Annotated in this window: 27 protein-coding genes; 15 read left to right on the plus strand and 12 right to left on the minus strand. The window is 63.0% G+C overall.

Annotated elements, in window-relative coordinates; all coding sequences use genetic code 11:
* Positions 1 to 2: 2 nt before the first annotated feature.
* Complete coding sequence (locus BM004_RS40855) at positions 3 to 350, plus strand: hypothetical protein (protein ID WP_143120472.1); 348 nt, start codon at positions 3 to 5, stop codon at positions 348 to 350.
* On the opposite strand, the gene BM004_RS27325 is transcribed toward BM004_RS40855, so the two are convergent.
* Positions 313 to 921, minus strand: a complete 609-nt coding sequence (locus tag BM004_RS27325) for a nuclear transport factor 2 family protein (RefSeq protein ID WP_218152735.1) — start codon at positions 919 to 921, stop codon at positions 313 to 315. The two genes, BM004_RS40855 and BM004_RS27325, sit on opposite strands and share 38 nt — an antisense overlap.
* Before the next feature lie 111 nt (positions 922 to 1032).
* Here BM004_RS27325 and BM004_RS27330 point away from each other — a divergent pair, with 111 nt between their 5' ends.
* The gene (locus BM004_RS27330; protein ID WP_093218426.1) at positions 1033 to 1992 is read left to right on the plus strand and encodes a LysR family transcriptional regulator; all 960 of its coding nucleotides are present in this window, start codon (positions 1033 to 1035) and stop codon (positions 1990 to 1992) included.
* Between the two features lie 165 nt (positions 1993 to 2157).
* On the opposite strand, the gene BM004_RS27335 is transcribed toward BM004_RS27330, so the two are convergent.
* The 4 genes from BM004_RS27335 to BM004_RS27350 form a co-directional block, all read right to left on the minus strand.
* On the minus strand, positions 2158 to 3027 hold the full coding sequence (locus BM004_RS27335) for an IclR family transcriptional regulator (protein ID WP_093218240.1): 870 nt from the start codon (positions 3025 to 3027) through the stop codon (positions 2158 to 2160).
* Between the two features lie 175 nt (positions 3028 to 3202).
* Positions 3203 to 4207 carry a Bug family tripartite tricarboxylate transporter substrate binding protein gene (locus tag BM004_RS27340; protein ID WP_021005347.1) on the minus strand — a complete coding sequence of 335 codons (1005 nt, stop codon included), beginning with the start codon at positions 4205 to 4207 and terminating at the stop codon, positions 3203 to 3205.
* 7 nt (positions 4208 to 4214) lie between these two features.
* Positions 4215 to 5423: a CaiB/BaiF CoA transferase family protein gene (locus BM004_RS27345; RefSeq protein ID WP_093218241.1), complete on the minus strand. Its 1209-nt coding sequence runs from the start codon at positions 5421 to 5423 to the stop codon at positions 4215 to 4217.
* Complete coding sequence (locus BM004_RS27350; protein ID WP_218152734.1) at positions 5423 to 6199, minus strand: HTD2 family dehydratase; 777 nt, start codon at positions 6197 to 6199, stop codon at positions 5423 to 5425. The genes BM004_RS27345 and BM004_RS27350 overlap by 1 nt, the downstream gene beginning before the upstream one ends.
* A 296-nt stretch (positions 6200 to 6495) precedes the next feature.
* On the opposite strand from BM004_RS27350, the gene BM004_RS27355 reads away from it, so the two are divergent.
* The 6 genes from BM004_RS27355 (at position 6496) to BM004_RS27380 (ending at position 12022) form a co-directional block, all read left to right on the plus strand.
* Complete coding sequence (locus BM004_RS27355; RefSeq protein WP_230558950.1) at positions 6496 to 7017, plus strand: VOC family protein; 522 nt, start codon at positions 6496 to 6498, stop codon at positions 7015 to 7017.
* Between the two features lie 5 nt (positions 7018 to 7022).
* Complete coding sequence (locus BM004_RS27360; protein ID WP_093218244.1) at positions 7023 to 7793, plus strand: SDR family NAD(P)-dependent oxidoreductase; 771 nt, start codon at positions 7023 to 7025, stop codon at positions 7791 to 7793.
* 86 nt (positions 7794 to 7879) lie between these two features.
* Positions 7880 to 8890, plus strand: a complete 1011-nt coding sequence (locus tag BM004_RS27365; RefSeq protein ID WP_021005352.1) for a TRAP transporter substrate-binding protein — start codon at positions 7880 to 7882, stop codon at positions 8888 to 8890.
* 16 nt (positions 8891 to 8906) lie between these two features.
* Positions 8907 to 10787 (plus strand): TRAP transporter large permease, encoded by a 1881-nt coding sequence (locus BM004_RS27370; protein ID WP_256220075.1) that lies wholly within the window; start codon positions 8907 to 8909, stop codon positions 10785 to 10787.
* Positions 10788 to 10803: 16 nt separating this feature from the next.
* Positions 10804 to 11703 carry an NAD-dependent epimerase/dehydratase family protein gene (locus BM004_RS27375; protein ID WP_021005354.1) on the plus strand — a complete coding sequence of 300 codons (900 nt, stop codon included), beginning with the start codon at positions 10804 to 10806 and terminating at the stop codon, positions 11701 to 11703.
* 13 nt (positions 11704 to 11716) lie between these two features.
* Complete coding sequence (locus BM004_RS27380) at positions 11717 to 12022, plus strand: antibiotic biosynthesis monooxygenase family protein (protein WP_021005355.1); 306 nt, start codon at positions 11717 to 11719, stop codon at positions 12020 to 12022.
* Between the two features lie 130 nt (positions 12023 to 12152).
* On the opposite strand, the gene ypfH is transcribed toward BM004_RS27380, so the two are convergent.
* From ypfH to BM004_RS27400, 4 genes are read right to left on the minus strand one after another with little or no spacing between them, the layout of a single operon-like run.
* Positions 12153 to 12767, minus strand: a complete 615-nt coding sequence (ypfH, locus tag BM004_RS27385; protein ID WP_093218247.1) for an esterase — start codon at positions 12765 to 12767, stop codon at positions 12153 to 12155.
* Positions 12768 to 12803: 36 nt separating this feature from the next.
* Entirely contained in the window at positions 12804 to 13613 is an 810-nt protein-coding gene (locus tag BM004_RS27390) for a dioxygenase family protein (RefSeq protein WP_093218248.1), read from the minus strand.
* A 58-nt stretch (positions 13614 to 13671) separates the two neighbouring features.
* Complete coding sequence (locus BM004_RS27395; protein WP_021005358.1) at positions 13672 to 14505, minus strand: isochorismatase family protein; 834 nt, start codon at positions 14503 to 14505, stop codon at positions 13672 to 13674.
* A 34-nt stretch (positions 14506 to 14539) separates the two neighbouring features.
* On the minus strand, positions 14540 to 15172 hold the full coding sequence (locus BM004_RS27400; protein WP_021005359.1) for an NADPH-dependent F420 reductase: 633 nt from the start codon (positions 15170 to 15172) through the stop codon (positions 14540 to 14542).
* Between the two features lie 157 nt (positions 15173 to 15329).
* Between BM004_RS27400 and BM004_RS27405 the strand changes: the two genes are divergently transcribed.
* The 7 genes from BM004_RS27405 (at position 15330) to BM004_RS27435 (ending at position 21006) form a co-directional block, all read left to right on the plus strand.
* Positions 15330 to 16247 carry a LysR family transcriptional regulator gene (locus BM004_RS27405; protein ID WP_093218250.1) on the plus strand — a complete coding sequence of 306 codons (918 nt, stop codon included), beginning with the start codon at positions 15330 to 15332 and terminating at the stop codon, positions 16245 to 16247.
* A gap of 180 nt (positions 16248 to 16427) precedes the next feature.
* Positions 16428 to 17213, plus strand: a complete 786-nt coding sequence (locus BM004_RS27410; RefSeq protein ID WP_093218251.1) for an MlaA family lipoprotein — start codon at positions 16428 to 16430, stop codon at positions 17211 to 17213.
* A gap of 23 nt (positions 17214 to 17236) precedes the next feature.
* Positions 17237 to 18052: a MipA/OmpV family protein gene (locus BM004_RS27415; protein ID WP_093218253.1), complete on the plus strand. Its 816-nt coding sequence runs from the start codon at positions 17237 to 17239 to the stop codon at positions 18050 to 18052.
* A 167-nt stretch (positions 18053 to 18219) separates the two neighbouring features.
* On the plus strand, positions 18220 to 18681 hold the full coding sequence (locus BM004_RS27420; protein ID WP_093218254.1) for a hypothetical protein: 462 nt from the start codon (positions 18220 to 18222) through the stop codon (positions 18679 to 18681).
* Positions 18682 to 18695: 14 nt separating this feature from the next.
* A complete protein-coding gene (locus tag BM004_RS27425) occupies positions 18696 to 19589 on the plus strand; it encodes a DUF2145 domain-containing protein (RefSeq protein ID WP_256220076.1) in 894 nt (297 codons plus the stop codon).
* A 21-nt stretch (positions 19590 to 19610) separates the two neighbouring features.
* Positions 19611 to 20099 carry an MlaD/PqiB family protein gene (locus BM004_RS27430; RefSeq protein WP_093218256.1) on the plus strand — a complete coding sequence of 163 codons (489 nt, stop codon included), beginning with the start codon at positions 19611 to 19613 and terminating at the stop codon, positions 20097 to 20099.
* Positions 20100 to 20250: 151 nt separating this feature from the next.
* A complete protein-coding gene (locus BM004_RS27435; RefSeq protein WP_093218257.1) occupies positions 20251 to 21006 on the plus strand; it encodes a winged helix-turn-helix domain-containing protein in 756 nt (251 codons plus the stop codon).
* A gap of 124 nt (positions 21007 to 21130) precedes the next feature.
* Here BM004_RS27435 and BM004_RS27440 read toward each other — a convergent pair whose 3' ends face one another.
* The 3 genes from BM004_RS27440 to BM004_RS27450 all read right to left on the minus strand — a co-directional run bounded on the left by BM004_RS27440 (position 21131) and on the right by BM004_RS27450 (position 26386).
* Positions 21131 to 22498, minus strand: coding sequence for a HAMP domain-containing sensor histidine kinase (locus BM004_RS27440; RefSeq protein ID WP_093218259.1), 1368 nt, complete (start codon positions 22496 to 22498; stop codon positions 21131 to 21133).
* Positions 22499 to 22521: 23 nt separating this feature from the next.
* Entirely contained in the window at positions 22522 to 23190 is a 669-nt protein-coding gene (locus tag BM004_RS27445) for a response regulator transcription factor (protein WP_093218260.1), read from the minus strand.
* 151 nt (positions 23191 to 23341) lie between these two features.
* Entirely contained in the window at positions 23342 to 26386 is a 3045-nt protein-coding gene (locus BM004_RS27450) for an efflux RND transporter permease subunit (protein ID WP_093218262.1), read from the minus strand.
* Position 26387: the final 1 nt, after the last annotated feature.

The raw sequence follows: 26387 nt of genomic DNA on the forward strand, positions 1-26387 counted from the left end.
CTATGCAGGCCGAGTCGAACCCGATGCACAAGTGGACGCGGCGGCTGGTGCAAGCCGAGCAGTTCAAGACCGGCATGCGCGCGAAGGTCGAGCATCGGTTCAATGGGATCAAGAATCTCTTTGTTCACAGGGAGATCAGTATTCGCTCGGAAAACTCGGCACGCAACGCCCATCGATCAGTGCCTGCCTGGTTGCTCGACGCGCTGCGTTCGCGAGACGAGCGGCTTGGCGCCTTGTTCATTCATGATTGCCGCGGCCCATTCACGCAGCCGACGCAGGAAGCGTGCCGCCTAGTCGAGGGTGCGCTTGACGTCAGACCTGGTACTCGGGACCCTTGGGATCCGTCTTGATCTTCCACTTGCCCCCAGAGCTGAACGAACGCGCAGATGCGAACGTGTCTTCCATGAACATAAAGTACACGATCTTCCCGTCCTTCACCTTCGCATGGATTGCGAGAGGTGAGCGGAACAATTTTCCGCGAGTCTTGGAGCGGTAGGTAAACGAGCCGAACACGGACACGTTCTCCCCGGCACCGAAGGCATCGGAGATCTTGAAGTCTTCGATCGTCCAATAGTTTGCAACACCGATGAACGTGCTGGTGTACGCCTTCCGCCCATTCTGGGTACCGGTCCAGGGCAGGATTTTCTTCAACTCCGGATTGTCGAAGTTGAGAGAGATGTAGGTTGCGTCCTCGGCTACAAGTCGTGCGACGGCAGCTTCGATCTTGTCTGGTGCGGTGTTGTTCAGGAACTCCAACACCACTTTGGTGGCGGGAGTTTTCTCATCGCCGGACTGAGCTTGCGCCGATGCGCAAGCCAGTACCGTCGATGCGCCAACAGCTCCGGAAGCAACGATGAATCCGCGGCGGCTCGGCGGCGCGACAGCAGTGTGGGCTTGGTCTTTCATGGCGAATCGTTTCATGGTTGAGTTGGCATTCGTGAATCCGGACATGGAGTTCGCTGCATTGCACCGATCATGGTTCGGACACTGATACTTTTGAAGGTGGCCCAGTGTCCGTACACTTCGGACACCATGTCCGGAATGCTTACCCTTGATTCCTTGAGCGGCCTGCTTGCCTTCGCAACGACCGTCGAGCTCGGCAGCTTCACATCGGCGGGACGAGAACTCGGCGTTTCCGGCTCTGCCGTTGGGAAATCGGTCGATCGCCTTGAAGGCCGCCTTGGCGTCGTACTGCTTCAGCGCACAACGCGTTCCATCGCGCTCACCGCAGAAGGAGAAGCCTTGTACGCCCGCGCACGGCAGATCCTTGGCAGTGTCCGAGACGCCGAGGCCTTGATAAGCAGCACGCGCGAGACGCCTCGCGGCCGCGTCAAGGTCAGCTTGCCCACGGTTGTGGGGCGGCACGTGATCGTGCCTGCTCTTCATCAGTTCCTGGACGCGTATCCCGATGTTGAGATCGACTTGTGGCTTGATGATCGGATCGTCAACGTGGTCGCCGAGGGTTTCGATTTGACTGTCCGACTTGGTCATCTCAAGAATTCGGGGTTGATCGCGCAAAGGATCGGCCCTCATGCATTCGCGACGTGCGCATCCCCCAGCTACATCGCCAGGTTCGGTTCGCCCCAATCGCCTGCCGATCTTGCAAATCACCGATGCGTGCGCTATCGGTTCCCCACGACGGGGCTGCTCGAGCAGTGGGAATACGCAGGCGAGCAGAGGACGCCACCGCTGGGTGCGGGCTTGGTCTTGAATGATGGCGAGACGCTCGCTGTTGCCGCCCTGGGTGGGTTGGGATTGGTGCAGTTGCCGATCTATCAGGTTGCCGGCCACCTTAAGGGCGGACGGCTTCAGGCAGTCCTTGAAGGGGGCGACGCAACCCGGGGTGATATTTGGCTCGTATGGCCTCCGGGCCGCTCCGATATTCCACGAGTACGGGTGTTCTCGGAGTTCGTCCAGACCCTGCTGAGCCGGTGCCCCGAAAACCTTTCTCGCTCAACTCAGGAGCCGGGGTCGCGATCTTTTACCGAATAAGGGCTTTGATGCGCGCGGTTCAGCGGCCCAGAAACGACTGTAAGTCGTTCGTGAGTCTCACGTGGGTTCGCCCAATGGGCTGCCTCTGGTCTGGTTCGTTCGCGAAGGTGCTGTCGTGAGTGCGTTCCTCAGCATGGATTCGGCTGAATCGAGGAGCACGCTGGGTCAGTGTTCGCCGGGCCGCTTCGTCCGCTTGAGGATGCTTTCTTTTTCCGTGGCATTCAGGCCGGCCGACGAAACCATCCCTCCTATCCGTGCTGACAAGGTGCGAGCGGCGATGCCTAGCGCCTGGGTGACCTCTGGAATCGACTTTCGCTGTACCTGATCGATCCGCTCGGCGTACGGCACGGTGAGTGCGGCGATTGCTTGCCCCTGCGTGTCGAGAATCGGGAAGCTGATGGCGTAGAGGCCGCGGACCTGCACGCTCGGAATCGACTCAAAGCCAGTGGCGCGGATCGAATCGAGGATGGTGCCTATCTGCTGGTTTGCTTGCTCCGGTCGCCGCTGGAGCGATTCCTCGATGCGCAGCTTGCGCGTCTCCTCATCTTGGAACGCCAGCAGGACGCGGCCAGATGCGGAGATCAGTACGTCGAGTTCCGCCCCGGCACGGACGGCAAAACCCATGCCACTGGGGGTATCGATCTTGCACAAAACCACCTGCTTGCCCTGACCGTAGATCGTGAGGTGACAAGACTGATCGAGTTCGCCCGCCAGTCTTTGCATGATCGGTGTGGCTTCGAAGAGAAGCCGGTGCGTCGGCGGATTGATGTGAGCGAGCTCGAACAGTTTGGTCGTGATTCCATAGCAGGTCTCGTCGACGAGCGTCACGTAGTTGCGGTTGACCAGGCAGGCGACCATCCGGTAGATCTCGCCGAGGCTGCGACCCAGGCGCTGCGCGATATCTTTTTGCGAGAGGGGTTGCTCGCTTCGGCACAGGGCCTCGAGGATGTCGAGCCCCTTTTCCAGGGCTGGAGCCGAGTAAGACCGGCTCTCGGCTTCGGCCACCGTAGTCACTTCATTCGCATCGTCTTTCATCTCGTACCTCCGTCCGTTGCCCAGGGCAACATCGGCATGATTCGGCTGGGGTTCATTTCTTTATTGTGCGTCAGCGTCCAAGAAGGCCGGCACGGCATGCTGCGGTCATTCTTGCCGGGGAGCCTGGTGCAGTCGAGCAAGCACGTTGGGGTGAAGACGTCGATCGCCTCGGGCTTCACTCGACCTTCGCCCCGGATTGCTTGACGATCCCGGCCCATTTCGAAAGCTCCGCCTTTGCGAACGCGGCGAACTCTTTGGGCGTGTTGCCGATCGGCTCGGCCCCCAGGCTGGCGAACTGCTCGCGCACCTCTGGCAGCCGAACAATGGCTGCGATTTCCCTCGACAGGTGTTCAACGACTGGGGTCGGCGTGGCCGACGGCGCCCACATCCCGTACCAGGTACTGATGCTGAAACCGGGGTATCCGCTCTCGGCGACCGTCGGCACATCCGGCAATGCCGAGGACCGCCGAGGCGTCGTCACCGCCAACGGGCGGATCGCGCCTGACTTGATGAACGGCATGCTCGAGGGAAGCGAGTCGAACATCAACTGGACCTGCCCACCCACCAGGTCCGTCAATGCGGGCGCGCTGCCCTTATACGGAACGTGCAGCATGTCGATGCCGGCTGCGATCTTGAAGGCTTCGCCGGAGAGGTGCTGGGACGTCGCATTGCCCGCCGAAGCAAAGGCGAGGGGCGTTCTGGAGGATTTGGCCAGCGCGACCAGTTCCTTCACCGACCGCGCCGGGACCTTTGGATGCACGCCGAGCACCAGCGGCACATCGGCGAGATTGCTGATGGCTGCGAAATCGGCGAGTGCGTCGTAGCGCGGCTTCGCGTACAGGCTCGGGTTGATGACATGAATCGAGGCGTTTGCCAGCAGGGTGTAGCCGTCCGGAACTGCCTTTGCGACCGCATCGGCCCCGATCATCCCACTCGCGCCGGGCTTGTTGTCAATGATGACAGGCTGCCCCAGCCTCCCGGCCAGGCGCGTCGCGACGATGCGGGCGAGCACGTCGGTGGGCCCGCCTGGAGGGAACGGGACGACCAGGCGGATCGGCCGCGACGGGTAGTCCTGCGAATGCACACCGAACGGCAGTGCGACGAGGCCGGCGGCTGCCGATTTGAGCAGTTGCCGACGGTCCAGGCAGCGGCTGGGGCGGGCGAAGTGGTTTGCGTCCATCGTGCGATTAGGTGGAGGACGCGGCCTGTGCCGCGCCGGCGGATAGCAGCGCCTCTATGGCATCGTCTTCGTAGCCGATCTCGCGCAGCAATTCGCAGGTGTCCGCGCCGCGGGGCTGCGCTGGCGAGCGTCGAGGTGGATAGGCGCCCTCGAAGCGGATCGACGACCGGATCGCCGCCGTTCGGCCTTCAGTCGGATGTTGCTCGAAACCGATCAATCCGACGGCCTCAAGGTGAGGATCATGAGGCAGCGTCTCAAGGGTGTGGCAGGGTTGCACGGCGATATCCGCAGCGCGCAAGACATCGAGCCACTCGGCCGTCGTCCGGCTCGTCAATGGTGCGCCGCGGACTTCGAACCATTCAGCGACATGGCGTGCGCGCGCCGCCACGTTCGTGAACCTCGGGTCGTCCAGCAACTGCTGCCGGTCGGTGGCCTTGAGGAACGCGCGGACCTGCGGGTTGGTATTGATGGTGAACGAGATCCACCCATCCGCGGTCTTCACCGGCTTGTTGTGCGGACTCAGCAGTCGCAGGTCGCCGGGTGGGCCCACGGGCGGGTCGAAGCTGTGCTGTGCAAGATGCTCTTGGAGAACAAAGGTGGCCATGGTTTCGAACATCGGCACCTCGATGCTGCAGCCCGAACCGCTGGCCCTTCGCTCCACGATGGCGGCAAGGATCGCACCCGCCGCGATCTCGCCGGCCACGTGATCGCAGATCAGCATCGGAACGTAAGCCGGCTCTCCGTCGCGCGCAAGCATCAGACCCGCCATCCCCGTCGCGGCCTGCACGACACTGTCGTACGTGGGCCGGCCCGCGTACGGACCATCGGTGCCGTAGCCGGTGATCAGGCAGTAGACCTTGTCGGGATGCTTGGCGCGCACGGTCGCCGCGTCGAGGCCCAATCGCTCGAGTGCTTGGGGGCGCATATTGGCGACGATGACGTCGGCCGACGCAATGAGCCTTTCGATGACTTGCCCGGCGCCTTCCTTCTTCAGGTCGAGGCAGATGTTGCGCTTGCCGCGGTTGAAGTGCAGGTAGGCACCTGAGTGCTGGCCCGTCGGCGACAGCCCCCCCAGTCCGCGCATCAGATCGCCTTCGGGGCTCTCGATCTTCACGATCTCGGCGCCATACTGACCCAGTCGCCAGGTGCAAACAGGGCCGACCACGACGCTGGTCAGGTCCAGGACGCGTACGCCCTTTAGGGGTTCGAAGTTCATTAAATGTCTACCTCCATATCGACTGCGTGGGTGTTGAGGTCGTCGAAGGCCTTCAGGTGCCATGCGCTGCCGTCTCGATCGGCTGCCAGGGTCACCGTCCGCCCACAGTACAAAGGGGCCAGGTGGCGAACTCGGATTGCTGAAGGAACGACGAGGAGATCCTTGCGGAGAAACTCGGTCAGCAGGAGCGTGGCAAGGCCGCCGTTGACCACAAGATCGGGGAAGCCCTCCACATCCCGGGCATGCGCCCGATCGATATGGATCTTGTGGGAGTTGAAGCCGAGGGCGGAGTACTGGAAGAGCAGGGTTTCATCGGCCACGGCGGTTGTGATTCGCTCGGCCGACACAGGCGGCAGCCTGTCGACCTTGCCGGGCGACAGCTTCGAGGCCGGCAACAAGAGGTAGGTCTGGGTTTCGCTGACGGCAGGACTCGCGTGGCCATCGAGATTCAGCTCGTGACCAATGGTCACGATGGCCATGGACCCAGATGTCGTCTCCTTCTGTCGGAGACTTCTCACCGAACTTGTTCTCTTCAAGCTCGCGCCGATCGGGATGTCGCTATGAAAGGCGACCGTGCGTGCCCCCAGCATCAATCGCGGGAGGCCGAGGTCAGGCATCGGGACGCCGAGTCCGGGGAAGCCATCGACACGCAGGGCAGACCTTCTTGTGTCCGCCCCGAGCAGGATGAAGTGCCAACCCCGTGGTAGCGGGGCGCCTTCACGGAAGTCATCCGGATCGAGATCCAGCATCGCAGCCACGCGACGTACCGTGGCCACGTTGCAGCACTCTTCGCGTGTGATTGCATCTCCAAGTTCAGTCAAGGTTGTCCCCGTTTTTCACGCCTACAGATGACGACGTTGCCGATGCGTGATTTCGACGTGCAACGATTCGTATATGCAATTAACTATGCACCTGTGAAGTGTAGTCGTCGACAAGTCAGGGAGAAATGGGTGCGATCTCGACTTAGGTGTTTTCACCTATGCATTATTGACTTCACCAATGAATTTAAATATCGTTGCGCCGTGCTTCGACTGTCGGGCACGAACGACCGTTTCGCTAAGGCGCGAACTGCGTGAACACCGTGACATTTGCGGCGACGTTCCAAGTGACTGCCAAGACACCGCCGCGCGTGGCGCATCCCTTCGACTTCTCAAAAGGACCACACATGAACTTCAAGTTCCATCACATGAATCTGTGCACTGACAGCCTGCCCAGGCTCACCAAGTTCTATCAAACGCTGTTCGACCTCGGAACGATCAAGGATGAAGAACACACGGTCGTCAGCGGCCAATCCCCGAGCCGCCCCTACACCGGCAAGGTCGACTTTCTGAGCGACGGCGCGATCGAGTTTCACTGGGCAGAGCGCGACCTCGATACAGGCTTCAAGATGAAGCAGTTCGTCAATCCGATGGCTCATGGTCACTTCTGCTTCCGGACCGACGACATCAAGGGCTTCATGCGCAGGTGCGACGAACTGGGGATCCGCTATTCGGACTACGGCACTTGGGCGATCCCGGGTTGGTACCAGGTCTTCCTGCAGGACCCGGACGGCAATGTCATCGAGGTGCACCAGCCGGGCGTGTTCGGCAAGTGAACTCCATGCTGCTGAAAGACAAAGTCTGCATCGTGGCTGGCGCCGCGTCGACACGCGGTATCGGCTACGCAACCGCGGAACTGTTTGTTGAACATGGAGCGAAAGTTGTCATCGTCGACGTGGCGATTGACGAACGCTCAGGTGCGGCTCTCGAGGCGTCGATCCGCCAAGCGACACGCTCCGATGCCGAAGTGCTCGCCGTTCGATGTGACATAGCGAACGCCGCAGACTGCGACCAAATGGTCAGCGCGGCGATCAAGCGCTTTGGAACCGTCGATTGCCTCGTCAACAGCGCCGGAATCGTCAGGGCGAAGCCCCTCGTGGAGATCAGCGAGCAGGAGTATGACCTCGTGGTCGACGTGAACCTCAAGGGCGCATTCAACCTTTGCAAGAGCGTGCTTAACTTCTTCTTGCAAAAACAGAATGGGGTGATCGTCAATGTCGCGTCAGCGGCTGCGCAGCGAGGAGGTGGTCTCGTGGGCGGCGCGCACTATGCAGCAGCCAAGGGTGGCGTGATCAGCCTTACCCGAACCATCGCACGCGAATATGGGGCGCAAGGCATTCGCGCCAATGTGATCTGCCCCGCGATGATCGAGACGACCATGTTGGACGGCCTCTCGGACGAGAGGCTGCTGGGCATCATCGATGGCATTCCGCTGCGACGTACCGGGACGACCAGAGAGGCGGCCGGCGTCTGCCTTTTCCTGGCCTCCGATCTCTCTGCCTACGTCACGGGGGCCACGCTGGACGTCAATGGCGGAAGCCATATCCACTAGGGGCGAGAAGCCCACCGTTTCCACCATGCGCGCGAGCCGCGCTTCTCAACCCATCGGCCGCAAATGGCCAGACTAGGAGACAAAAAATGATGCAACGTCGTACTGCCCTCAAGACGCTGGCCAGCGCTGCCGTCGCGACCTCAATGCCAGGCTTGGCGTTCGCGCAAGGCAACAAGATCTCGATGAAGCTGGGCATCTCGCTCGCGCAATCGCATCCCACCGTCGTGGGCTTGCAAGCCGCCTGCGCGGAGATCCTGAAGGAGTCCAATGGCCAGTTGGCCATCGAGGTGTTCCCTAACAGCCAACTCGGCAGCGACACGGACATGATCTCTCAGGTTCGCTCGGGTGCCATCGAGATGATGGCGACGGCAAGCGGTGTCTTCGCGACTCTGATTCCCAGTGCAGCAGTAGCCGTGACGCCGTTCGTGTTCCCCGACCTGGAGTCCGCTTTCCGCGCCATGGACGGTGACCTGGGCGCCCACATCCGCGCCGGCTTCACGAAAGTCAACCTGGTGCCGCTGGGCAAGGCATGGGATCACGGGTTCCGTCATGTCACGATGAGCACCAAGCCCGTCAAGACGGTGCAGGACCTGCAGGGCGTGAAGCTCCGCGTACCTGCGACGCCGGTGCTCCAGCAGACTTTCAAGGCGCTCGGGGCGTCTCCCACGACCATCGGCATCGGCGAGGCCTATACGGCGCTGCAAACCAAGGTCGTGGACGGCCAGGAGAATGGGCTCGCCATCATCGAGGCCCAGCGCTTCTATGAAGTCCAGAAGTACTGCTCGCTCACAGGACATGCGTGGGAGTGCTTCTGGATCGCTGCCAACCCGCGTACCTGGAGCGTGGTGCCCGAGAACCTGCGTCAGATTGCTGCCCGCGCCTTCGAAGCGCACGCCGTGAAGACGCGCGCCGCCATGGCCAGCCTCAATACCTCGCTCCAGGAAAGCCTGAGCAAGCGCGGATTGGTGTTCAACAATGTCGATCCCAAACCGTTCCGCGAAGCGCTGCAGAAGGCCGGGGCTTACAAGGAATGGAAGAGCAAGTTCGGCGATGAAACCTGGGCCTTGCTCGAGAAGTACGCAGGCAAGCTGGCCTGAGCAGGAAGGAAGAGACATGACTCACGCAAGCCAAGCAGGCGCCATGCCTATGCTGGAGGACGGGATGTTTCCCGCAGAGGGCGAGAGCCGACCGAAATCCGGCTGGATCATCCCACTCGAGGTCGTCGCCGCCCTCCTGATCGCAGGCATCGTTCTGCTCCTGTTCGGCGGAGTCGTGTCCCGGTACGTCTTCTCCCAGCCCATCGACTGGATCGACGAGACCGTGTCGATGGCATTCATCTGGGTCGGGATGATCGGTGCGGCCATCGCGATGCACAGAAACGAGCATCTCCGATTGGCGACATTCGTGGACAGGCTGTCGCCGAGAACCCGTGAATTCGTGAATGCAGTCGCGCTTGTGTGCGTTGCCGCGTTCCTGATCGCGCTTATTCCGCCTGCGATCGAGCACGCGAAGCAGGAATGGGTGATCGAGATGCAGACCCTGCACATCCCGAACACCTTCCGCGTCGGCGCCATCGCGGTCGGCGCCCTGCTCATGCTCGCCGTGGTCCTGCTGCACGTGGCTCGCACGGTTCCCAAGGCCCAGTTGGCATGGGCCGCTGTCATGGTCGGCGGCGCCGCCCTAGCGTTCTACCTTTTGTCGCCGTTCATCGCCCAGTTCAAGGTGGGAAGCCTGGTCCTGTTCCTGGTCGGCGTCGTGGCACTGCTGCTGGCCGCAGGGACACCGATCGCCTTCTGTTTCGGGATTGGCGTCATGGGGTACCTCGCGTTCGGGACCGCGGTCCCGATCGGTGTAATCGTCGGCCGGATGGACGAAGGCATGTCAAATCTCGTTCTCGTCTCGGTTCCCGTTTTCGTGCTGCTGGGGTGCATCCTGGACGCGACTGGCATGGGGAAGGCCATCATCGACATCCTCGCGGCCCTCATCGGACACATCAAGGCGGGCATGTCCTATGTGCTGCTGGGGTCGCTCTTCATCGTGTCCGGCATCTCGGGCTCTAAGGTCTCCGACATGGCGACAGTCGCTCCGGCGCTGTTCCCCGAAATGACGCGGCGCGGGAACAAGCGACCCGAGATGGTGGCGCTTCTGGGAACGGGGGCGGCAATGGCGGACACCGTGCCGCCGAGCATCGTGCTGATCGTTCTCGGGTCGGTGGCCGGCGTATCCATCGCCGGTCTGTTCCAGAGCGGGTTCGTGATTGCGATGGTGCTGCTGCTGACGCTAGTGGCCGTTGCGCGCTGGAAGGCCAGGAAAGAGCAGACCGATGGCACGAAGCGACCGGCGTGGAACAAGATCGGACGCCTGGCACTGATCGCCGCTCCGGCGCTTGCACTTCCCTTCCTGATTCGCAGCGCAGTGGGCGAGGGCGTGGCGACGGCAACCGAGGTGTCCACCATCGCCGTGATCTACGCGCTGATCGTCGGACATGTGCTCTATGGTGGCCTTCGTTTCGGAAGGCTCTACGGAATGCTGGTCGAAACGGCCGCGTTGAGCGGAGCGATTCTGATGATCCTGGGCACAGCGTCAGCGATGGCGTGGGGCATTACCCAAAGCGGCGTGGTGCAGGTGATGTCGCAGTTCCTGACGACGATGCCCGGCGGTGCGTTCGCCTTCATGGCCGCCTCCATCGTGATCTTCGTGGTGCTCGGATGTCTGCTGGAAGGGCTGCCAGCGGTCCTGCTGCTTGCGCCGATCATGTTTCCCATCGCGAAAAAGCTCGGGATCCACGACATCCAATACGCCATGGTCATCGTCTCCTCGATGAACATCGGCCTGATGTTGCCGCCCGTCGGCGTGGGCTTCTACGTGGCCTGCCGGATCGGGGAAGGCCGGCCGGAGGAGGTCATGCGGGCCATCTGGCCCTACATGGCGGCCCTGCTCGTCGGCGTGATCGTGATCGCGACCGTCCCGGCGCTTTCGACCATTGCCCTGTAGCGCGAGGACCTCCACGATGAAAGTGTTCATGACCGGCGCCGCCGGCTATATCGGGGGCAGCATCGCCGCGCGACTGGTCGCCGACGGCCATGTTGTTCGGGGGCTGGTGCGCGACGGCGCAAAGGCCGACCTTCTTCGCACGCGAGGCGTCGAGCCCGTTCCCGGCAGCCTGGACGACAGCGAAGTCCTGGCCCGCGAGGCACGCGACGCGGATGGCGTCGTAAACACCGCCAACGCGGATCATTTGCCTTCGCTGGAGGTGATGCTCGCAGCGCTGGAAGGATCCGGCAAGCCGCTTCTGCACACCAGCGGCTCGAGCGTCATCGGCGACGATGCCCGCGGCAACCGCCCCTCGGACACCGTCTTCGATGAAGACACGCCGTTCGTGGTCGAACCCGGCAAGCGCGCCCGGCACGCGCTCAACGAGGCCGTGCTGGCCGCCGCAAGGCGCGGTGTGCGCACGGTCGTGATCTGTCCGACCTTGATCTACGGTGCGGGCAGAGGATTGAACCCGCACAGCATTCAGATCCCATTCCTTGTGGAGCAGGCGCGAGCACAAGGTGTGGTGCGAGTCGTGGGCCACGGCCTCAACCGCTGGTCCACGGTGCACATCGACGACCTGACGGACCTGTACGCGCTTGCGCTGGACAAGGCGCCGGCCGGCTCCTTCTACTTCGCCGAGAACGGAGAAGCCTCGTTCGCAGCCATCGGCGAGGCTATCGCCGCTCGCCTTGGGACAACCGGTGTCGAGCCGCTCCCGGCAGAGGAAGCGGCAAGGCTGTGGGGGCCGGGCCGCGCGTACTACACCTATGGAAGCAACAGCCGCGTCTTCGCAAGGCGAGCGCGGCGCGAATTGGGATGGACGCCTCGCCATGATTCCGCGCTGGCGTGGATCCGCAACGAGATGCCCATCTGAGGAAAGACGAACGATGATCCTGGAACTTGCCGACATTCGCGTCCATTCCGGCCAGCAGGCCGAGTTTGAACAGGCCGCGCGCCATGGCCTCGAAACGGTTCTTTCGAAGGCGGATGGCTTTCGCAAATACGAGGTACGCCGAAGCGTCGAAACTCCCGAACGATTCGTACTGCTGATTCACTGGGACACTCTGGAAGACCACACAATCGGGTTTCGCGCGTCGCCGGCATATGCGCAATGGCGGGCTATCGTCGGCCCCTTCTTCGCGCAACCTCCCTTCGTCGAGCATTTCGAGTTCTGCGCCTCGCTTTCGGCATGATGCCCCGGACCTCCTTCTTCGAAGGGCGGGAGTAGGGCCCCGCGCGAAGAGGCTGCCCAAGGTCTTTCTGTCGCGCCTCTCGGAGTGATGGACGGGAGCTACGTCGCGAAGAGCACGCGCTATTTGTCGCTCAGGCTGGCGCAAGTCGCGTTGCTAGATTTGCTAGCAACGCGGGATGAGGTTCGTGCCCGACGCCGGGCGCCAAGTCCAAGGTCGCGTCAACGCCCAATTCAAGCAGCCGCGCTTGCGCGGACTGTCCCCGAGCAGCGGGCATCACTGGGTCTGCACTGCCATGCAAAAGATGAATCGCAGCGGCGGATTTCTGCTGCGGCAGCGTGGCGAATCGTCCCGCAATGGCGACGATGCGCAGCGCGGGAGGCGCTGCGAGCTTGGTGGATTCGAGCGCCATGATCGCGCCCTGTGAGAAACCGGCGATCAACGTGCGTTGTTCATTGACACGCGAAGCCTGCTGCCAGTGCCGCACGGTCGCCACGAAGACTGGCATGGCCGCATCCACGCGTGCCTGGCGATTGGCCTCGGTCACGTTGCGCACCGAGAACCACTGGAGTCCGTTGGAAATATCAGAAGGTTCGGGCGATGCGACGCTGACCACCATGGCGTTTCGGTCGTGGTTGGTGAACCAGCGCGCGACGCCCAGCATGGATTGCGGTACGGAGCCGACACCGTGCGTGAGCAGCACCAGACTGGACGCTGGGCCTTCGGGTTGTTGGACGATGATGGACATGGAAGACACGTGTTTTTTTCCTGGACATGCGATGAGTCAGGCCGCGGCGGACACGCCGGGCAGTTCACCGAATACGTAACCTTCCATCGAAAGTACACCGTAGGTGACGCCGCCTTCGATGACTTCGACAGGTTCCCCCGCGCTGCTGGTACCGGCTGCGACGAGCAGCGGCAAGTAGTGCTCGTCCGAAGGGTGGGCGCGACGGCCGTGCGGGGCACCTCGGAGGTCGACCAAGGCGCTCACGTCATGCTCAATGGCCGCCCGGCGTGCCCACTGCACGAACTCTCGCACGTAGTCCTCGGGCGCCTCGGTTTCGGACTGGCGGAACTCATACAGGTTGTGCGTGAGGCTGCCCGAACCCACGACAAGTACACCTCGCTCACGCAACGGCGCCAGAGCGCGCCCGAGGGCGAGTGCATTGGCGGGACGCAGTTCAATCGGCAGCGACAGTTGAAACACCGGCACCGATGCGTCAGGCAGCATGTGCATCAGCGGCACCCAGGCACCATGGTCCAGCCCCTGCTCATCCACCAGTTGCGCGGAGAGCCCGGACTGCGTCAACAACTCGGCCACCTCACGCGCTACGTCCGGCGCCCCTTCAACGGGGTAATGCAGCGCGTACAACGATGCGGGGAAACCGCCGAAGTCGTGGACGGTCTGAGGCCGCGCACTGGCCCCGATGCGCAGGCCGCGGGTGCGCCAGTGCGGCGATATCACCAGGACGGCCCGCAGCCCGGACAGCGCGAGGACACGTTTGCCGATGGCGTGCAGCAGCGGGCCGGCCTGACCAGGTTCCGCCGCAAAGGTGGGGGCACCGTGTGAGACGAAGAGAGCAGGAAACTTCATGGGACGCTCCTTGGCGCTGGCGTCCCCCGCGCCGCAAGGCACAGGGGACGCAGGCGGACTACTTGACGAGGCCGAACGGGTCTTTCACCGGGCGCTTGGCGGGGTCGGCGTTGTTCCAGAATTGCTGCACGATCCAGCCGTACTCGGGCAGGCCGTTGATGAACGGCGGCAGCATGTCGTTGCCCGACGGAAGCTTCCAGTCGGCCTGCAGCTCCGCACCGAGGGCATAGACGGTGTTGAGTTGCGCGCCCGCGGCACTCATGCGCTGCATCGCGGCTTCGGCTTCGTACTTGCTCCAGGCGCCCGATGCATCGACCACCGGGTGTACAACGTAGCCGTCGTTGATCATCGCCAGCGTCGGCAGCGCCACGCATGTACCCAGCGTCACACCCGAGATGATGATGTGCTTGCGGCCCGTCTTGGCGACCAGGTTCTCCAGTGCCTTGCGGAAGGTCGGATCCTCGTAGGCGTTGATGATGCCGGTGCGGCGGTAGATAGGCTGGTCCTTGAAGATTTCCTTGAGTTCCGGCAGCAGGTCGCCGTTCTGCCATTGGGCATTCGATGACGACAGGAGCACCGGGATCTTGAGAGCCTTGGCCATCTGCGCCAGCGACACCACATTGGCCTTGTAGCCCGAGGCTTGGGCGAAGTCGCGCACGCTGGCCATCAGGCCGACCTGATGGTCGATGAACAGGATGATGCTGTTGTCGGGGGTGGGCTTTTCGTAGGCCGCACGGCCGGCCTTGCGGGCGTCCGCCGGGCTGGTTTTGGTGGACAGTGCCTTGTCGGTGATCGGGCTCACGATGTCGGCCGGGCGATCCTGCGCAGCAGCGAGGGTGGTGGCAGCCGCCAGGGCGATTGCGGCGGTAACTCGGGTCAGCTTCTTGTGCATGTGTGTTCTCTTTGGCGATGACGATCGAGGTGAATCAGGCGCGGCGGATCCAGGTGGGCGAGATCTGCGTGCCTTGTCCAGCGCCGTAGGCGAAGTAAATGTTGAGACCTGCCACTGGCTCCAGGTAGCGCGCGTTCTTCAGCCCGCCCGCGTCCACGGCGGCAAAGCCGATGCTTTCGATCAGTGCACGCACGGTCTGCTTGGCACGCTCGTCGTCGCCGGCATAGAACACGGGCACGGTCTGGCCGTTTGCGAACGCCGGGCCTTCGGCCAGCACCTGGGCCAGCACGGTGTTGAAAGCCTTGACTACTTGCGCGCCAGGCAGCGCCTTGGCGATTTCTTCGGCGGCGGACGTCTCGAAGCCCAATGTCAGACCCATGTAGTCATTCGTCAGCGGGTTCGTGATGTCCACCACCACGCGACCTTCGAGCGAGCCGAGTGCCTTCAGCGCGGGCACGGCATCGGCAAAGCCGGTGGCGACGATCACGACTTGCGAATCGCCCAGCGCGTCGGCCGGGGCCGCGACCGTGACGCCCGGATGCGCGGAGGCCAGCGCCTGAGCCTTGGCCAGATCGCGCGCGGTCACGCGCACTTTGTGGCCGGCGGCGGTGAGTTGTTTGGCAAAGCCCGCGCCCATGTTGCCGGCGCCGATGAGTGTGATGTTCATGATGAAAGTCCTTCAGTGGTTGGGTGGAGCCGCGGAGATCGAGGTGCCCAGCGGCCTGTCCGCCAGCAAGTTGTGCTGGCACGGGAAGGACTTTATTAATATCGAATGTCGAGATAAATAACTGCGTGCAACATATATTGTTCTGAAAGTCGAAACAATGGACGTTCTTCAAGCCATGAAAACCTTCACTGCGGTTGTCGAGGCCGGCAGCTTCGTCGGTGCGATGGACGCGACGGCGCTGTCCAAGCCCGCCGTGTCGCGGCATGTCAACGAGCTGGAGGGGCACCTGGGCACGCGGCTGCTGCAGCGCACGACGCGCCGGCTCTCGCTCACCAGCGAGGGACAGCTCTACTACCAGCGTTGCAAGGAGGTCCTGCAAGCCGTCCAGGAAGCGGAGGCCGAAGTGGGGGCGAGCACCGGTCAGGCCCAGGGACGTCTGCGCATCGGCGCGCCGCAGACCTTCGGCGCGTTGCACTTGGCGGCGCTCTGGGGGCGATTCGCGGCAGAGAACCCCCAAGTCACGCTGGACATCGTGCTGTCGGACCGCGTGGTCGACCTGGTCGAGGAGGGCTATGACCTGGTCGTGCGCATCGCGCGGCTGTCCGACTCCAACCTTGTCAGCCGTCCGCTTGCCAGTACGCGCATGGTGCTGTGCGCCTCGCCGACCTACCTCGCGCAGCACGGCAAGCCGGCACAACCGCACGCGCTGGAGAAGCACGATGTGGTGTCGTACACCTACTGGTCATCCGGGGACGTGTGGAGCTTCCAGGGGCCACGAGGCGAGGTCACGGTGCGCACGCACTCGCGCATCCACGCCAACAACGGTGACACCTGCCGCGCAGCGGCACTCGCGCATCAAGGCATCATCCTGCAGCCCGATTTCCTGGTTCACGAGGATCTGCGCAGTGGCGCCCTTGTCGAGCTCATGCCAGAGTTTCGCGCAACTGAGCTGGGCATCTTCGCCGTGTACCCGACGCGAAAGCAACTGCCACTAAAGGTGCGGCGACTCATCGACTTTCTGGTGGACGCGTTGCGGGATCCGCCTTGGGGCCGGGAGCCAAGCTCGCACGTGTGATGTGTTGATGGCGGGCTGCGGGGACTGTGCGTCGACGGGCGGTTCTTTTAGCCCATCCGATTTCTGGTTGGTTAATCAAATCTTAAAACCACTAAAAAGTTATTAAAGCCGCTCCCTCAGCATCCGCTCCAGAGGGTGACGACATGGTGTCGATCGCCAGGTATCCCTACTGGAGTCCCCATGCTGAATTGCCTCGTATTCGCTGGCGTCCCGCTCAGGTCGACGCTGGCCCCGAGGGCCCGCGCGGCAAAGGCCACGCTGGTCCTGTCGCTGGCTGGCGCCTTGTTGCTGGGCGGTTGTGCCACCCCCCAGCGCCCCGATCCCCTTGAAGCCATGAACCGCCAGGTCTTCGGCTTCAACGAAACCGTAGACAAGGCTGTGATGGCCCCTGTCGCCCGTGGCTACGAGCGCGTTGTGCCAGAGCCGGTTCGCGGTGGCGTCAGGAACTTCTTCGCCAATCCCCGCGACCTTGGCGCCGGCGTCAACCTGGTGCTGCAAGGTCGGCCGAAAGAAGGCCTGACCGATCTGGCGCGCGTGGCGACGAACACCACGGTGGGATTGCTCGGCGTGTTCGATGTTGCGACACCGCTGGGGCTGCCGCGCCAATCCGCTGATCTGGGCCAGACCCTTGGGCGCTGGGGCGTCGGATCAGGAGCCTACGTTGTCTTGCCCCTGATGGGCCCCTCGACCGTGCGCGACACCGCCAACATTCCGATCGACATGATGCTGACGCCGCAGACCTTCGTTTCCAACAGCGCGCTCGGCGGTGGGTTGACCGTGGCGCAGTTCGCGAGCAAGCGTGCGGATCTTCTGCCGGCAACGCGCCTGCTCGACGACGTCGCGCTCGATCGCTATCTCCTTGTCCGCGACACCTATCTGCAACGCAGACAAAGCCTCGTCCTTGGCGCCTCGCAGCCCGGTCGGAGCAGCGATGACAGCGCGGCGCCGCCTGCTGCAAACCACTGATTTTTTCAACCCCGAGGATTTCCATGACAGAACGAATCCGCCTTGTGAAGCAAGGCAAGAACTTCCGCGCCCACCTGCCTTTCACGGCCATCGCCGCAGGGGTCGCGTGCGCCGCTTTCCTTTCGCCGGCGTGGGCACAGGCCGATGCAGAAAAAAGCCCCGAAGCGAGTTCGCAATGGGGCCTTGGCATTGGCGTGGCCATGGAGCAAAAGCCCTATCGCGACTTCAACAACAAGGCCCAGGGCATTCCGATGATCACCTACGAGAACAAGTGGGTCAGCGTCGCGTTTCCGAGCGCCGATCTGAAGCTGACATCCGTAGGGCCGGTTTCTTTGCGGCTGCGCGCGCGGCTCGCTGGAGACGGCTACGAGGCCGACGACTCGCCATTCCTCAATGGCATGGACAAGCGCAAGAGCGGCCTGTGGCTGGGCGGCGCGGCCATCTGGCGCAATGACATTGCCAACCTGTCGGCCGAACTGCTGGCCGACGGATCGGGCAACAGCAAGGGCTCTCGGTTCAAGGTACAGGTCGACCGACGCTTCGCTGCAGGTGCCTTCGGCTTCACGCCTCGCCTGGCGGCACATTGGGTGGACAGCAAGTATGTCGACTACTACTACGGCGTGAAGGACTCCGAAGCTCAGTCCGGCCGGCCGGCCTATGTAGGGAGGTCGAGCGCCAACATGGAGGTGGGCCTGCGTGTGGACTACGCCGTGGCCCCCAAGCAAACGGTGTTCCTGGACGTGAGTGCGACCAGCTTCGGCAGCGGTATCAAGAACAGCCCGCTCGTCAGCCGATCCAGTCAGTCCGGCGTGCGTCTGGGCTACGTCTACCGGTTCTGAGAAACCCTAGCCGCGCTTGCGCGGCCAGAGGGCTGCATGGCGCACCAGCGCTTCAGATTGCAGGGCCTGCAAAGAGCTTCGGTGCGCCTTCACGCGGGCCCGTCGGTTCAGGCCCGGCGTCTTCCACGCGAAATGACTTCCTCCCTCACACCCAGCCGGAGCATTCCATGACCTTCCTTCATTTTTTCCGCCTTGCAGGCATCGCAGCCATACTCGCCGCAGCCTTCAACGCCCACGCCGGCAGCTTCGCTGCGTCCGTGGCCTCCAGTGCCGGCTCCGCATCCAGCAACGGCGTGTCCGCGTCGCTGCGCGGTTCCAGCAAGAGTTCGTTCGACGGCGACAAGGTGGCCGAAGGCGACTACCGCATCACGGAGATCGCGCGGGCCAGCGACCGCGAGGGCTTCACGCGCGTCGCAATGCAGAGCGACGGCGACGCGCAGCGGCGCATCGTGCTCGAACTGCCGCAAGCCACTTTCGCGAAGGAACGCCTGGGCCTCGGTGACCTTGTGCACGCACAGCAGCGCACCTACGGCACCGCCTTCGCACGTGGCGATACGCGCGAGGCGTTCTACCTCGTGCTCACCGACGACTGGTACGGGGGCCTCGCCGCGCGCGCCGTGAGTCTTTGATCGTGGCTCGCAAGTTGAAGGCACTGCTGGGCCTTGCGGCCATCCTCGCCTTCGCAGGGGGCGCTGCACACGCAGCATCCTTGCATTTCTGCGATCGCGCGAAACCGCTCACAGCGAGTCAGCAGGATCGCCTGCTGCGTTTCACCGCCGTCGTGCAAGAAGCGCTTTCGAACACTGGCAGAGACGCCGTGCTGATCAGCCGCTCCGGGCTCGATCTCTCGCGGTTTCACATCCGCTACTCCCACGCCGCCATCGCCTGGAAAGCTGCGGACGGTACCTGGTCCGCACGGCAGCTGTACTACGCCTGCGACGAAGGACACCCGCGCCTCTACGACCAGGGCCTGGCCGGCTTCGTCATGGGCATCGACGACGCTGCGCTAGGCTACGTCTCCATCGTGGCGCTGCCCTCCGAAGCGGCACAGGCGCTGCGCAGCGCGGCGCTCGACACGCCGCGCGCCATGCATCTGCTGGCCGCGCGCTACAGCGCCAATGCCTATCCGTTCAGCCTGCGCTACCAGAACTGCAATCAGTGGGTCATGGAGCTGCTTGCCGTGGCGTGGGGCAGGCTGCCCGACGGAGACGACCTGCGCGAGCGCGCCCAGCAATGGTTGCGCGAAGCACCCTACAAACCCGAGCCGGTCGATGTCGGCTCGCATGCGCTCATCTTCGCGTCGAACTTCGTACCCCTGCTGCATCTGGACGACCACCCGGAGGACGACACCTATGCGCTCAGGCTTCGCATCAGCCTGCCCTCGGCCGTGGAGGCCTTCGTGCGCGAGCAACGCCCCGGGAGCGAGCGCGTCGAGCTGTGCCACGACAGCAGGCAGGTCGTGGTGCACAGTGGCTGGACACCCGTCTCCGATGGCTGCTCTCCGGGCGAGAGCGATCGTGTCGTGTCGCTCGACTAGCGCGCAGGCAAGGGGAACACAATGATTTGGCTCATCCCCACGATCGCTGTACCGGTCGGTATCGCACTGAGCGCCTGGGTCCTCCTCCGGCGAGGCCCCGGGATCGATGAGAGCTTCAGAACGACCGAATGGCTGGATGCTTGTAGTACGCAATTCCTGCTGCATGTCGAGGACGCCGGTTTGCTCGGCGTGGGCTCTCCGGCGTTTTTCCGGCGCATCAAGGTCGGCCAGGTCGCCGCTTGCGAGCCCGACGGTGACGGCCGCGGCGCGATGCTGCTGATCTTCGTGAACGCGCCCTATGACAAACCCGAGGGCGCCAACACACGCTTCTGGCATACGAGCGGGTTCGGCCTGCAGCTCATCTCGAGCGGCGCGACGCTGAGCACGCCGTCGTTCACATCCTCCCTGCTCTGGGGTATTGTCTTTGGCGCGTCGGGCGACGCCAGCGGTCCGGTCGCCTGGGAGAACACAAGCTTCGCGCCACTCCTGCAACCGGACGACAGCAAGTGAAATACCCCTCCAGCTTTGCAGTCGCCCACGCCGCAGTGCTCGCTCTGGTGCTCGGCGTCTTTCTGATGGACGGCTGCGCGCAGAGGCAATCGAGCACTTCCCTGAAAACTCTAGATGCGCCGGCTTCAACACCGGCACAGGGGCCTTACCGATGAATGTCCTGTTCCTCAAATCCGGAGGCGGGACGTGCGATGAATTTGGCGGCGTGCTCGGAAGATGTGGCTTTTCCGTCGACGTGATCGACTCCCCCGATGCAGGCGCGTGGCTTTTCGCAGGCAAGCCGTATGCACTGATTCTTGTTGACGCCGTGCAGCCGGCAGCCGCTCATGCGGTGATACGTTCCGTGCGGCGTAGCAGCAGTGCTCCGCTGCTGGTATTGATCCAGCGAGACCAGGTGGTCGAACGCCTTGAAGGACTGGCCCGGGGTGCGACCGAGTACCTGGTCAAGCCTTGTGCGCCGGCCGATCTGGTGGCGCGCGCCTGGGCGCTTGCATCTGGCAATCATGGTCTGAAGTCGGCCGTCCTGCGATTGGCGGACTTGGCCATCGACCGCGCGCGCGGCAAGGCGTTCCGTCAAGACGTAGACCTCGGCCTCAGTGCCACGCTGTTCGAGCTTCTGGATGCGCTGATGGCACGCAGAGGCCGGGTGTGGTCGCGCGCTGAGCTGATCAAGGCCGTGTGGGGATCGGGCGCCGGCGAGAGGGACAATATGGTCACGGTTGGCATCCTCAGGCTGCGTCAGAAATTGGACGATCCGTTTGATCTGAAGCTGCTCCACACGGTGCGCGGTCAGGGGTACGTGCTGAAGCTGTGCAACGGCCATCAGGAAATCAAGCTCCGGATGGCTTTGTGCAGACAGGGCTGCATCGCCCCAACGCCTGGATTTTCGGCAACACGCTGGCCTTGATCGTCGCGTTGCCAACTTGAATGTCAAGCTGCCTTTCTGTTTCCGGTTTGGACGGCGACAGATTTTCTCTTCCAGAGGTGGCCCTCACCATTCCTCGGCCGTCGGTCCGGGAGCGAGTACAAAGCTAAGTCGGGGCTTTTACCGAGGGGAAAACGACCCGTATGCAGCAACCTCGCCCTTCCAATCCATCCCCGGTCTCGATCGTTGCATGGTGTAGTTGGGAAATCCCGGCCACCAGCGACAACCCAATACCGCTACCGTGCACGGAAGTACCTGCGACTCGATAGAAGCGTTCGAAGATCGCCTGTCGTTCCGACAGCGGGACGCCAGGACCGTCGTCCGCCACTTCGACATAGACCCGTTGTTCCGCCGCTTGCCCGCCTTCCTGTGTGGCGGCGGCCTCATGCCCGCAACTGACGCGGATGCGTCCTCCCTTTGCGGTGTAGCGCAGCGCGTTGTCGATCAGGTTACGCAGCAGGATACCCATCTCATCGATATTGCAGAGGATGATGCAATTGTTGCGAATATCGAGTTGGATCGAACGCTCCTGCTGGAGGGCATAGGTGTCGAAATCTCGTACCACGAGCAGAGCGAGATCGCTCAAGTTCGCAAGCGCGTGCTGTGGGGCGTTGGCGCTCGAATTCAGCCGAGCCAGGTCGAGCAGCTGTTCGGACAGTCGTGTGCTTCTCTGCGCGACCAGAAGCAGTTTTGTCAGCGCCACGTCCTTGTCGGCCAATGTGGTGGCACGCAGCGCAATCTGGGCGTGCGCCTGCAGTGTGGAAAGGGGTGTGCGCAACTCGTGCGCGGCATCACCGATGAAGCGGCGCTCGCCTTCGACCGACTCGGAGAGCTGTTCCAACAGATGATTGAACGATGCAATCAGCGGATGCAACTCGCGCGGCAGGGTAGAAGAGGTCAGCGGCGTGAGGTCGAACTTGCGGCGGCTTCGCATGGCGGCCTCCAGCGCCACCACCGGCTTGAGTGAGCTGCGAACCACGAACCACATCAACGTGCCTACGATCAGCAAAAGAATCGAGCTGAGTACCAAGCCAACCAACGCTTCGTGCTGCATTTCGGCATCCACCACGCTGTGGAGATTACCGACCTGCACGTAGATTCGGCCTTCGGAATCCGAGACGGAATAGACGCGCCACCGCCTTCCCTCGATCACCGTGGTGGCAATGCCATCCTCAAAGTCAGGCCGTAGCGGGGATCCGGGTGCCCCGGGCGTACGAACGGACAATCGTTTGCGGTCGATCCAGACTTGAAAGACGAGCTGCTCGCTCTCTGCCAGTGCGGGATCCCGCAACTGCAGTCCCGGCCCCGTCGCGACCATGTCCTTGCCAGCCGGAATTGTCAGCAGGATGCGCGTGGCAATGGTCTTGAGCTTGTCGTCCCAGATGCTGGCCTTGTTGTGCGAGAGATATGCGAAAAGCATCGCGAATGCCACGATCCAGCATAGGGCGATGGTTGCGCCCAGCACCAGGATCATTCGCGCGTACAGTGATTTCGAGTTCACGGCGGAGGTTGGTCGACAACGTAGCCGTGGCCGTGAACGGTGCGGATCAGGTCGTCGCCGAGCTTGCGGCGCAACTGGTGAATGAATACGGCAATGGTGTTGCTTTCGACGACGCTGGCCGTTCCGTAGACCACATCCTGCAGTTGGTCGCGCGTGACGACGTGGCCGGGGCGTTCGAGCAGGGCAAGCAGGGTGCGGTACTCGTGCGCGCTCAGCGGCACGTCAACGCCTGCCTTGGTGACCACGCGGCGACTGCGGTCGACCGCGACGTCGCCACGGGAAAAAACGGGGATCACGCGACCCTGGCTGCGGCGGATGACCGAACGGACGCGCGCCCACAGTTCATCGAACTGGAAAGGCTTGACAAGGTAGTCGTCGGCGCCTGCATCGAGGCCGTGGATGCGTTCGCTCAACTGATCGCGCGCCGTGAGAATGAGAACCGGTGTCGGGTCGTAGCGGCTTCGCATCGATCGCAGCACCGTCAGTCCCGACTCCCCTCCCGGCAGGCCCAGGTCCAGCAGCACTGCGGCATAGGAATGGTCGATCAGGGCGATCCGGGCGGCAGATGCATTGCCGACGCGATCGATGGACCAGCCGCTCTGGCGTGCGCCATCGCACACGGCCTCACCCAGCATGTCGTCGTCTTCTACGAGGAGCAGGTGCATGGATAGGAACTTCTTTTGGCCAAGTGGGACATCTTGAATGATGACCGTGGAATATTAGGATCTTTTTAAGGTGCGTGGTGGCTGCCGAGCGCTTGGTCGATTGCGGCTGTGAATAGGGGCAGTCGTCCGCTAGCTGTGGCGGCGAGATGCACTATTGCGCGACACGCGACCTGAACCAGCGCTCGAATCCGTTGACATACGTGAATACCACAGGGACCACGAGCAGGCTGAGCAGTGTCGAGGTCACGAGACCACCGATCACAGCGATCGCCATCGGCTGACGAAAGCTCGCGTCCGAGCCCAAACCGAGGGCGATGGGCAGCATGCCTGCGATCATCGCTACCGTGGTCATCACGATCGGCCTCGAACGCTTATGGCAGGCATCGATCAACGCGTCCATGGGAGGAAGGCCGCGGTCCCTCATGCCGACGACTGTGTGTTCCACCAGCAAGATCGAGTTCTTGGTGACGATGCCCATGAGCATCACCAATCCGATCATCGACGGAACATCCAGCTCACTTCGCGCCAGAAGCAGCGCCACGAAGGCTCCGCCCAGCGACAGCGGAATCGCCGAAAGGATGGTGACGGGCTGCAGGAAGTCTTTGAAAAGAAGCACCAGCACACAGAACATGCACAGCACGCCAGTGAGGATCGCGAGGCCGAAGCCCGAGGTCAGCTCGGCCGCCACTTCGGCATCGCCCGTATTGATCAGCGAAACGCTCGACGGCATCTGCTGCGCCGCTGGCAGTGCACGGGCTGCTGTCAGTGCCTCGCCCAGCGGCATGCCGCCGAGGTCGGCGCTCACGGTGACGTAGCGGCGCCTGTCGTAACGGTCGATCTGTGCCGGGCCGCTTTCAACAGCCAGTTCGGCCACGCTCGACAGCGGTACCAGTCCGTTGCGCGAAGGCACTCGCAGGCTAGCGAGCGCTTCGATGTCCTGGCGCGTCGTATCGGGCACGCGCACACGGATGTCGACCTGGCGGCTGTCGAGGTTGAGCTTGGGCAACTGCGCATCGAAATCGCCACTGGTGGCAATTCGGATGGTCTCGCCAATCGTGGCCGTGCTCACTCCACGCTCGGCGGCACGTTTCAGGTCGGGCCGCACGATGATTTCTGGGCGCTCAAGGCTGGCTGTTGTGCGAATACTCGAGAGTCGACTCACGCCGCGTAAATCGCGCTCGAAGGCTTGCGCACTTGCTTTCAGTGCCTGCGCGTTGTCACTCGTGAGAATCAACGACATCTGTTCGCCTGCGCCGCCACCGCTCACGGCAAAGCGTGCACCCGGTAGCGTGGTGAGTATCCTGCGCACACTCTTTTCGATCGCCATTTGCGAGGGGCGGTCTTCACGGGCTCGCAGCACCAAGGTCAGCGCGCTCTTGCGCACATCGGAAGCCTGGCCCGCACCACCGATTTGTGCGGCTCCCACGGCGGTAAATACGCTGCGAATTCCCGGGACGTCGTGCAGCGCACCGCGCACGCGCTCCGACACTTCCACGGTGTCGCTCAGCGAACTGCCCGGCGGTAGCTCGACGTTGACCGTGGTGAAGCCGCGATCCGATGCGGGAATCAGGCCTGAGGGTATCAGCGGGATCAGCGCGATCGAGATCAGGAAGAACGCGGTGGCTGCGGCCATCGTTGTCCAGCGGTGCGTCAGGCACCACCGCACCGAGTCCAGGTAGACGCGCATGAGCTTGCCGTCTGCCTCCGGCTTTCCCGACGGTGCATGCGGCTTGAGCAGCCATGAGGCCAAGATGGGTGTCAGCAGGCGCGCCACGAGCAGCGACGCCAGCACTGCGATCACCGCAGTCCAGCCGAACTGCTGAAAAAAGAGACCCGGTATGCCACTCATCAACGTGGTTGGCACAAAAACCACCACCAGCGTCATCGTGGTTGCGATCACCGCCAACGCGATCTCATTGACTGCGTCGCCGGTGGCCTGCAGCACGGACTTACCCATGCGCCGGTGGCGTTCGATGTTCTCGATCTCGACGATGGCATCGTCGACCAGGATGCCGACGATCACCGCCAGAGAAAGCAGCGTCAGTGTGTTGAGCGAATAGCCGAGCCAGGACATCGCCGCGAACGCCGGCAAGATCGACAGCGGCAGGGCAGAGGCTGCCACCAGCGTGGCACGCCAGTCACGCAGGAACCACCAGACGACCAGCACCGCAAGGATCGCTCCCTCGTACAGCATCTGCATCGAGCCGTGGAACTGTTCGCGGGTGTATTCCACACTCCCCGATACCGGCGTGACGACCAGAGACGTGTCGGCCGCCTGCATGCGTTCTAGCGCTTCGGTGACGCCCTGTGCGATTCGCGTCTCGTCGAAGCCTTTGGCGCGATAGACGCTGAATCCCACGACGGCCTTGCCGTCCAGCAGTGCGGCCTGGTTGCGTTCGGCATTCGTATCGTGCACCGATGCCACTTGGTCCAGCCGCACCTCGCGACCATCGGCCAGGGCCACCGGCATGTCCACCAGTTCGGCGGCCTGTCGCACCGTCGCAACCGTTCTTACCGATTGCTCGGAGAGGCCGATCTGGCCGCGCCCACCGGAGGATTCCTGCTGGGTGCGCCGCAATGCCCGCGAGACGTCGGTTGTCGTCACGCCAAGCGCATTCATCTGTGCGGTATTCACTTCGACGCGGACTTCGCGCTGGACGCCACCCAGCCGGTCCACGCGTCCGACACCGGGTACCGCGAGCAGCGCTTTGCCGACAGCGTCATCGACGAACCACGAGAGCGCTTCCTCGTTCATTCGATCGGATGCGATGGCGTAAGTGAGGATCGGGCTGCCGCGTTCGGTGACGGCGCTGATGGTCGGTTGCAGTAGATCCGCTGGCAGGTTCGAACGCACGCGATCGACCGCATCTTTCGTGTCGATCAGGGCGTCCGAAAGCTTCTTCTCCAGCGAAAACTCCACACGGATTTGCACGCTGCCGTCGGTGATCGACGTGCGTGTGTGCTTGAGTCCGGTGATGGTGGCGAGCGAATTCTCTACCGTGCGAGCGACCTCGGTCTCGAGCTGGGCGGGAGCCGCGCCAGGCTGAGAGAGCACGATGTTCACGGTCGGCAGGTCCAGGTCTGGAAGAGCCTGGATCGGGAGTTGCTGAAAACCGCGCACACCTGCAAATGTCAGCAGGGCGAACAACAGGATGGCTGGAATCGGGTTGCGCAAGGACCACGTGGCGAAGTTCATC

Source organism: Variovorax sp. OK212 (assembly GCF_900112425.1).
GTDB lineage: Bacteria > Pseudomonadota > Gammaproteobacteria > Burkholderiales > Burkholderiaceae_C > Variovorax.

Excerpts from the sequence above, each read along its gene's own strand:
- BM004_RS27445 (WP_093218260.1), bottom strand. The coding sequence starts at position 23,190 with ATGCACCTGCTCCTCGTAGAAGACGACGACATGCTGGGTGAGGCCGTG.
- BM004_RS27400 (WP_021005359.1), bottom strand. The coding sequence starts at position 15,172 with ATGAACATCACACTCATCGGCGCCGGCAACATGGGCGCGGGCTTTGCC.
- BM004_RS27435 (WP_093218257.1), top strand. The coding sequence starts at position 20,251 with ATGAATGTCCTGTTCCTCAAATCCGGAGGCGGGACGTGCGATGAATTT.
- BM004_RS27440 (WP_093218259.1), bottom strand. The coding sequence starts at position 22,498 with ATGATCCTGGTGCTGGGCGCAACCATCGCCCTATGCTGGATCGTGGCA.
- BM004_RS27395 (WP_021005358.1), bottom strand. The coding sequence starts at position 14,505 with ATGCACAAGAAGCTGACCCGAGTTACCGCCGCAATCGCCCTGGCGGCT.
- ypfH (WP_093218247.1), bottom strand. The coding sequence starts at position 12,767 with ATGTCCATCATCGTCCAACAACCCGAAGGCCCAGCGTCCAGTCTGGTG.
- BM004_RS27340 (WP_021005347.1), bottom strand. The coding sequence starts at position 4,207 with ATGGACGCAAACCACTTCGCCCGCCCCAGCCGCTGCCTGGACCGTCGG.
- BM004_RS27405 (WP_093218250.1), top strand. The coding sequence starts at position 15,330 with ATGGACGTTCTTCAAGCCATGAAAACCTTCACTGCGGTTGTCGAGGCC.
- BM004_RS27360 (WP_093218244.1), top strand. The coding sequence starts at position 7,023 with ATGCTGCTGAAAGACAAAGTCTGCATCGTGGCTGGCGCCGCGTCGACA.
- BM004_RS27430 (WP_093218256.1), top strand. The coding sequence starts at position 19,611 with ATGATTTGGCTCATCCCCACGATCGCTGTACCGGTCGGTATCGCACTG.
- BM004_RS27410 (WP_093218251.1), top strand. The coding sequence starts at position 16,428 with ATGCTGAATTGCCTCGTATTCGCTGGCGTCCCGCTCAGGTCGACGCTG.
- BM004_RS27335 (WP_093218240.1), bottom strand. The coding sequence starts at position 3,027 with ATGAAAGACGATGCGAATGAAGTGACTACGGTGGCCGAAGCCGAGAGC.
- BM004_RS40855 (WP_143120472.1), top strand. The coding sequence starts at position 3 with ATGCAGGCCGAGTCGAACCCGATGCACAAGTGGACGCGGCGGCTGGTG.
- BM004_RS27330 (WP_093218426.1), top strand. The coding sequence starts at position 1,033 with ATGTCCGGAATGCTTACCCTTGATTCCTTGAGCGGCCTGCTTGCCTTC.
- BM004_RS27390 (WP_093218248.1), bottom strand. The coding sequence starts at position 13,613 with ATGAAGTTTCCTGCTCTCTTCGTCTCACACGGTGCCCCCACCTTTGCG.
- BM004_RS27415 (WP_093218253.1), top strand. The coding sequence starts at position 17,237 with ATGACAGAACGAATCCGCCTTGTGAAGCAAGGCAAGAACTTCCGCGCC.
- BM004_RS27325 (WP_218152735.1), bottom strand. The coding sequence starts at position 921 with ATGAAACGATTCGCCATGAAAGACCAAGCCCACACTGCTGTCGCGCCG.
- BM004_RS27365 (WP_021005352.1), top strand. The coding sequence starts at position 7,880 with ATGATGCAACGTCGTACTGCCCTCAAGACGCTGGCCAGCGCTGCCGTC.
- BM004_RS27420 (WP_093218254.1), top strand. The coding sequence starts at position 18,220 with ATGACCTTCCTTCATTTTTTCCGCCTTGCAGGCATCGCAGCCATACTC.
- BM004_RS27380 (WP_021005355.1), top strand. The coding sequence starts at position 11,717 with ATGATCCTGGAACTTGCCGACATTCGCGTCCATTCCGGCCAGCAGGCC.
- BM004_RS27345 (WP_093218241.1), bottom strand. The coding sequence starts at position 5,423 with ATGAACTTCGAACCCCTAAAGGGCGTACGCGTCCTGGACCTGACCAGC.
- BM004_RS27370 (WP_256220075.1), top strand. The coding sequence starts at position 8,907 with ATGACTCACGCAAGCCAAGCAGGCGCCATGCCTATGCTGGAGGACGGG.
- BM004_RS27450 (WP_093218262.1), bottom strand. The coding sequence starts at position 26,386 with ATGAACTTCGCCACGTGGTCCTTGCGCAACCCGATTCCAGCCATCCTG.
- BM004_RS27375 (WP_021005354.1), top strand. The coding sequence starts at position 10,804 with ATGAAAGTGTTCATGACCGGCGCCGCCGGCTATATCGGGGGCAGCATC.